The organism is Collinsella aerofaciens, assembly GCF_039752955.1.
Lineage (GTDB): Bacteria > Actinomycetota > Coriobacteriia > Coriobacteriales > Coriobacteriaceae > Collinsella > Collinsella aerofaciens_BI.
In genome coordinates, this window is record NZ_JBDMHB010000066.1 from 1 (window position 1) to 6012 (window position 6012).

The window sequence follows — 6012 nt, forward strand, 5'->3', positions numbered from 1 at the left end:
TCCTCGGTGAACTTGGCGGGGTCGTCGAGCGCCAGGTCGCCGTAGACCTCGTCGGTGGAGACGTGGTGGTAGCGGATGCCGTATTTCCTCACGGCCTCCAGCAGGCGGAAGGTGCCCTCCACGTTGGTGCGCAGGAACGGCTCGGGGTCCGCGATGGAGTTGTCGTTGTGGCTCTCGGCGGCGTAGTGCACGATCGCGTCGTGGCCCGGCACCAGCCTGTCCAGCAGCTCCGCGTCGCAGATGTCGCCCACGACGAGCTCCACGCGGTCCGACGGCAGGCCCGCGATGTTCTCGGGGTTGCCGGCGTAGGTCAGCTTGTCCAGGACGGTGACGTGGACGCCCGGGTGGTTGTTCACGACGTAGTGCACGAAGTTGCTGCCGATGAAGCCGCAGCCGCCAGTGACGATGATATTCTTGGGTTCGAAAATCTCAGACATGAAAATCCAATCTGAAGCATGTACAGCTTCTTTAGTATGCCGCAGGAAGTGACGCCGCGACGCTATTCAACAAAACTATCGGACATTTCGGCATGCGATAAGAGCCATAACCTTCGCAGAATTACCTCCTGTACAAAACGCCTCCGAAATGCAGTCTTTGTCGTAGTGAAAAACCGAATCCCCAGTTATTTCACGTAAGTACTTATAGAAGAAATCCTCCCAGCTTTTAAACTTCTCACTGTTTACAAAGGCTTCTGGGGTTTCCAAAACCGTCTTAACATCTAGCCCTGAAATTACGCCGGAGCTCAGCAGAAGCCATTCGAACGACTCGGGAAGACAAACCGTAACAGTATCGCGGTGAATGTCTTGCAGCTTAAGGACGCGGTCCGCATAGCACCCAAATGCCGCCCCGTCCGCGACAACAAACACGCGATCGTCGAGATGCTGATCCAACCAGCCCAAAATCGCGCTGTTCGTCATGGCCGAAGTACAGGTAAGCTCACTGTCAGCAAAATGCCGTTTAAAGAACTGGAAACCAGACTTACTGTCCTCGCATAGAAGGATAGAAAAGTCCTGTTTTGGCGCCGACCGGGAAATAGCATAACGATGATTCCCGCGATCTTGATAAACAGGGACGAAAGAATGGTATTTTCCGCTCGTCTTAATCTTGTAAATCTCATCCACGCTATACGGAAGATTGGGGAAATCAGCCCTTGAGATCAGCACGAAATAATTCGAGGAATACAGCACATGATGGGCAAACTCATCAGAATGGATCTCTTTTAAGCCCTCATCGACAAATACAATCGAGTCATGAACGGACGAAAGCTGGTTTCGCCAATCATAATCGGTCAGGGCGACACAGGGACAATCGCATTGCAAGGAAACACCCGACTGCTCGCCCGTTCGCATGTAGTCTGCGACCATGTCAAACAGTGTCGTCTTACCCGTGCCACTATCCCCACGCACAATAGTAATGTTCCGTTTAATGGTAAATGTGTACTTGGTTCCCCTGCGGCGGGAAATCTTAACGAGATGCGAACCGTTCATAAGCAGCACCTACAGATACGGAATCGACTCGTGAATCAAATCGGCCATGTTGTGAACGATTCGGCCGCTATTCACGACTTTAATTTTAAAATCCTCGCGACCAAAGTCCATCACATGATAGAGATTCACAACGAGCTTGCGGTCTTTCGCCATGTCGAGAATCCACTTGGCACAGTTGTCACCACAGGTAGAAGCGTTAAAAATATGCTTACGATCAAATCTCATAAGCAGCAGCGTTTTCACGCCACCAGAAAGCTGGAGTGGGGAGATGGATCCAAGCACAGGGCTTTCGATGACGTTTTCGGAGACAACAACCGATCGATCGACATCTTTAATTATCGAGACTGCATAGGGATCCGTAATCCAAGAAGACCGGTAAGAGTTTTTGAAATATGTCGCTGTGTTGTAAATCGCTTCTGGCATATCGCCAAAGTAGACGCTTAACACATCCACTCCCAATCATATTGTCTTTATGGTCAACGTAATCATAACGAAAGGGGCCACCAGATAAACGGTGACCCCTGAAAGAAAACAAGCTTGCACTAGTACTCGCGCGGGCTGTTGACGATCTCGCCGGCGGCGACCTTCTTCAGGTGCTGGCCGTAGACCGACTTGCCGTAGGCCTTGGCCGCCTCCTCCAGCTCCTCGGTCGTGATCCAGCCGTTCTCCCAGGCGATCTCCTCGGGCACGGACACGGGAAGGTCCTGGGAGTGCTCCACGGCGCGGACGAACTCCGCGGCCTCGTGCAGGCTCTCCATGGTGCCGGTGTCCAGCCACGCGTAGCCGCGGCCCAGGGTGACGACGGAGAGCGTCCCCTCCTCCAGGTACATCTGGTTGAGCGTGGTGATCTCCAGCTCCCCGCGGGCCGACGGCTCCACCCTATGTGCCTTGGCGGCGACATCGCCCGGGTAGAAGTACAGGCCGGTAACGGCGTAGGAGCTCTTGGGCTGGGCGGGCTTCTCCTCGATGGAGACGGCCCTCCCCTCGCCGTCGAACTCCACGACGCCGAAGCGCTCGGGGTCGTCCACGTGGTAGCCGAAGACCGTGGCCCTGCCCGACTCGGCGTTCTGGACGGCGCGCGTCAGGTGGCGGGACAGGCCGTTGCCGTAGAAGATGTTGTCCCCGAGCACGAGGGCGCACGGCTCGCCGGCGATGAACTCCTCGCCGATGGTGAAGGCCTGGGCCAGGCCGTCCGGGCTGGGCTGCTCGGCGTAGGTGAGGTCCACGCCGTAGCGCGAGCCGTCCCCGAGCAGGCGCTCGAAGTTGGGCAGGTCCGTCGGGGTGGAGATGACCAGGATGTCCCGGATGCCCGCCAGCATGAGGGTGGACAGCGGGTAGTAGATCATGGGCTTGTCGTAGACCGGCAGCAGCTGCTTGGAGGTCACGAGCGTGAGCGGGTACAGGCGCGTGCCGGACCCGCCGGCGAGGATGATGCCTTTCATAATAATCCTCTCGATTGACAATCGTTGAGCAAAAGCCGCTGATTACAGATGCATAGTTAATTAAATTATACGCACCGGCAGCAACCTCCCCGTCTTCTTATTTAAATCGGACAGCAGAAACACGCAACTCTTTCTGCATTTCTAGCGAGGCAACAAATGAAAAAGTACAATGAGCAGTGTCCAACAAACGAAAGGCAAACAATGCGAGTCGAAACAACCGGAGTATGCAGAGGAAACTGGAAAATCTACCAGCAGCTTAAGATTGAAGGCATCCATAAAGGCTCCAGCGTAACAGCCCAAGCGGCTACAAACGACAACCGCTGCTTACCTTTATCCCTCCTAAAATTCCGGGACAATGGTTGTGACTCGAACTCATACGTCCTTGTACTCCCCGATCCCGATGCCCGCACCATCAAAATTGAGTTTTACGAAATCGGCCAAGACGGTCGTACCCTGAGCAGCGACTCCCTTTCGCTCAATTGCAAGAACATCAAATGGGAGTCTCGCCTTAACTACAAAATTAAACCTGACATGTGCAGCAAACTCCGAAACTACGATGACGTTTCAGAGTTTGACATGGCAACGATTGATTTCTGGCAGTGCATCGAAGATTCAAGCGACTATATCCTTAGGTGCACGGTGAGAACTCCTTATCGTAGCGACTCGCAAATCAAACTTCGTTGTTTCGATCGAACCCTTAATGAAGTTAATTTGAGCATCGTCAATTTCGGTTCGAATGTAACAAGCGTTGGATTTACGTCTGAGAAAAAGCAGCTTGAAACGCAGCTCTCAATTCGAATGCCAAAGGCGTTCGATCGTTACTACTTTGTTATTGACGATCAAAATCACCCATCATTCAGTGCATTTGACTGCTTAACACCCGATAAGTTAGGCTTGCTTCTTGAGGAGACCAACTTTCTCTTTACCCATGCGCAGTTTGACCCTGAATACCCCGAATGGTTCACGGAGCATAAGGCAACCATCGGCGCTCTGGAGAAGCAGAGAAAAATCGTCTTCAACTGTGCTCCGAAGTTCAGCATTATTGTCCCTCTATACAACACACCCATTTCGTTCTTTAACGATATGACCGAATCCGTAAAAAACCAGTCTTATGCAAACTGGGAGCTCATCCTAGTTAATGCAAGTCCTGACAATCAGGAACTAAAGGTTCACGTTGAGCAGGAGACGGCCCACGACAACAGAATTAAATCAATTAACCTTACCGAGAATAAGGGCATTTCCGAAAATACAAACGCCGGCGTTGCCATCGCTTCGGGTGATTTCGTTAGCTTCTTTGACCATGACGATATTCTTGAACCGGACTTGTTGTTCTCATATGCCGAGGCAATTGAAAACAATGATGACGTCGATCTTCTATATTGTGATGAAGATAAACTCATGCCTGATGGAAAGCTAGCGCAGCCGTTCTTTAAGCCGGATTTCAATATCGATCTGCTCAGAAACAATAACTATATCTGCCATATGCTTACCATCCGTAAGTCTCTGCTTGACACTCTAGAACCGAACACGAAAGAGTTCGATGGAGCGCAGGATCATAATCTGACTCTCCGCGCCGTGGAAAAGGCAAGGAAAGTTCATCATGTTCCAAAGGTTCTATATCACTGGCGCCTAAGCGAGACCTCCACCGCAGCAAATGCCGATAGCAAGCCGTATGCCACTATCGCAGGTATCAAAGCGGTCCAGAGTCATTTGGACAGGCTTGGGGTCAATGCGAAGGTCGAACAAGCGCGTCGTCCCTTTACATATAAAGTAACCTACGCTGTGCCAGATTCCCATCCACTCGTGTCAATTATCATTCCAACTAAAGACCACGCCGACATTCTGGACAACTGCATTACGTCAATTGTTGAGAAATCAACGTACGATAATTACGAGCTTGTCATAATCGAAAACAACAGCACAGAAAAGGCGACGTTCGATTATTACGATAAGTTGCAAGCAAAATATCCTGACATCGTTCGTCTTGTAACTTGGGAACACGAATTCAATTTCTCCAAACTCATGAACTTTGGCGTTGCTCACGCCAAGGGCGACTATCTCTTGCTATTGAATAACGATACTGAGGTAATTACGCCCAATTGGATTGAGATAATGCTTGGCATCTGTGCACGTGAGGATGTTGGCGCAGTTGGTGCAAAACTCTACTATCCCGACAACACCATTCAGCACGCGGGCTTATGCGTCACTGGCGGCGTGGCTGGACATCTTTGCCAAAGCATGCCAAAGGATAACTGGGGCTACTTTGCACTCAACGATGCGCAACAAGACTTCAGCGCCGTCACTGCAGCTTGCATAATGACCAAGCGTAGCGAATATGAGAAAGTCGGAGGTTTCACGGAAGAGCTTCAAGTTGCATTTAATGACGTTGACTTTTGCTTAAAGCTACGCGAGATCAACGACCTGATCGTATACACACCCGAAGTCGAGCTCTATCACTACGAGTCGATTTCTAGAGGCGTTGAAAACAATACGGAGAAGCAGATTCGCTTCCACAAAGAGGTCGCATACATGAATTATCGCTGGGCAAAATACTATGTCGAAGGCGATCCGTACATTAACCCAAATTTCAGCGTGGGAGAACCCGGAAATCGCTACTATCATTTATAAAGTGTTATACAAATTCTGCGCTTTCTAATTTTAGCCTTATTAAAATGCGACTAATAGATAAGGGAATCGAGGGTCAACCCTCGATTCCCTTACTATGAATAATTGCATTCCATACATGATATACAGTTAAGAAGCGTTTGTGATTCGATACACAAGCAGGCGTTGATTCCGCATGCTGGCCAGAATCCGCATCATTCCAAAGGCGTATTTAAAACCCAGCCCCACTGTGGTATAGCGGTAGTGTGGTAGTAGTTCAGCCACCAAGCAAGTGATGTTGTCCTGATGTAACCGATGTTATCCATTGTTAGCGCCGGGCGATTTTAGCCGCTAATAGTCAAACTATTTTGACCAATCCCGGTCACCGAATAATGGCCACCGTGCCTCCCCGCCGCCACTACGCTGGTGGTGCCAACACGCCGGCGTTAGGAGGACCATTGAGGTGAACGAGAGACACG

At 50.8% G+C, this 6012-nt stretch carries 5 protein-coding genes; 1 reads left to right on the forward strand and 4 read right to left on the reverse strand.

Going from position 1 to position 6012, the window contains the following annotated elements:
* The 4 genes from ABHR75_RS09545 to rfbA all read right to left on the reverse strand — a co-directional run.
* A partial coding sequence (locus ABHR75_RS09545; protein ID WP_346964196.1) for a GDP-mannose 4,6-dehydratase occupies positions 1-437 on the reverse strand: 437 nt, incomplete at its 3' end.
* Positions 438-512: 75 nt separating this feature from the next.
* Positions 513-1487: a hypothetical protein gene (locus tag ABHR75_RS09550; protein ID WP_117840298.1), complete on the reverse strand. Its 975-nt coding sequence runs from the start codon at positions 1485-1487 to the stop codon at positions 513-515.
* A gap of 9 nt (positions 1488-1496) precedes the next feature.
* Entirely contained in the window at positions 1497-1934 is a 438-nt protein-coding gene (locus ABHR75_RS09555; RefSeq protein WP_022094783.1) for a DUF4869 domain-containing protein, read from the reverse strand.
* A gap of 95 nt (positions 1935-2029) precedes the next feature.
* Complete coding sequence (rfbA, locus tag ABHR75_RS09560) at positions 2030-2929, reverse strand: glucose-1-phosphate thymidylyltransferase RfbA (protein ID WP_346964198.1); 900 nt, start codon at positions 2927-2929, stop codon at positions 2030-2032.
* Positions 2930-3085: 156 nt separating this feature from the next.
* On the opposite strand from rfbA, the gene ABHR75_RS09565 reads away from it, so the two are divergent.
* Positions 3086-5557, forward strand: a complete 2472-nt coding sequence (locus ABHR75_RS09565) for a glycosyltransferase family 2 protein (protein WP_346964197.1) — start codon at positions 3086-3088, stop codon at positions 5555-5557.
* Positions 5558-6012 lie beyond the last annotated feature (455 nt).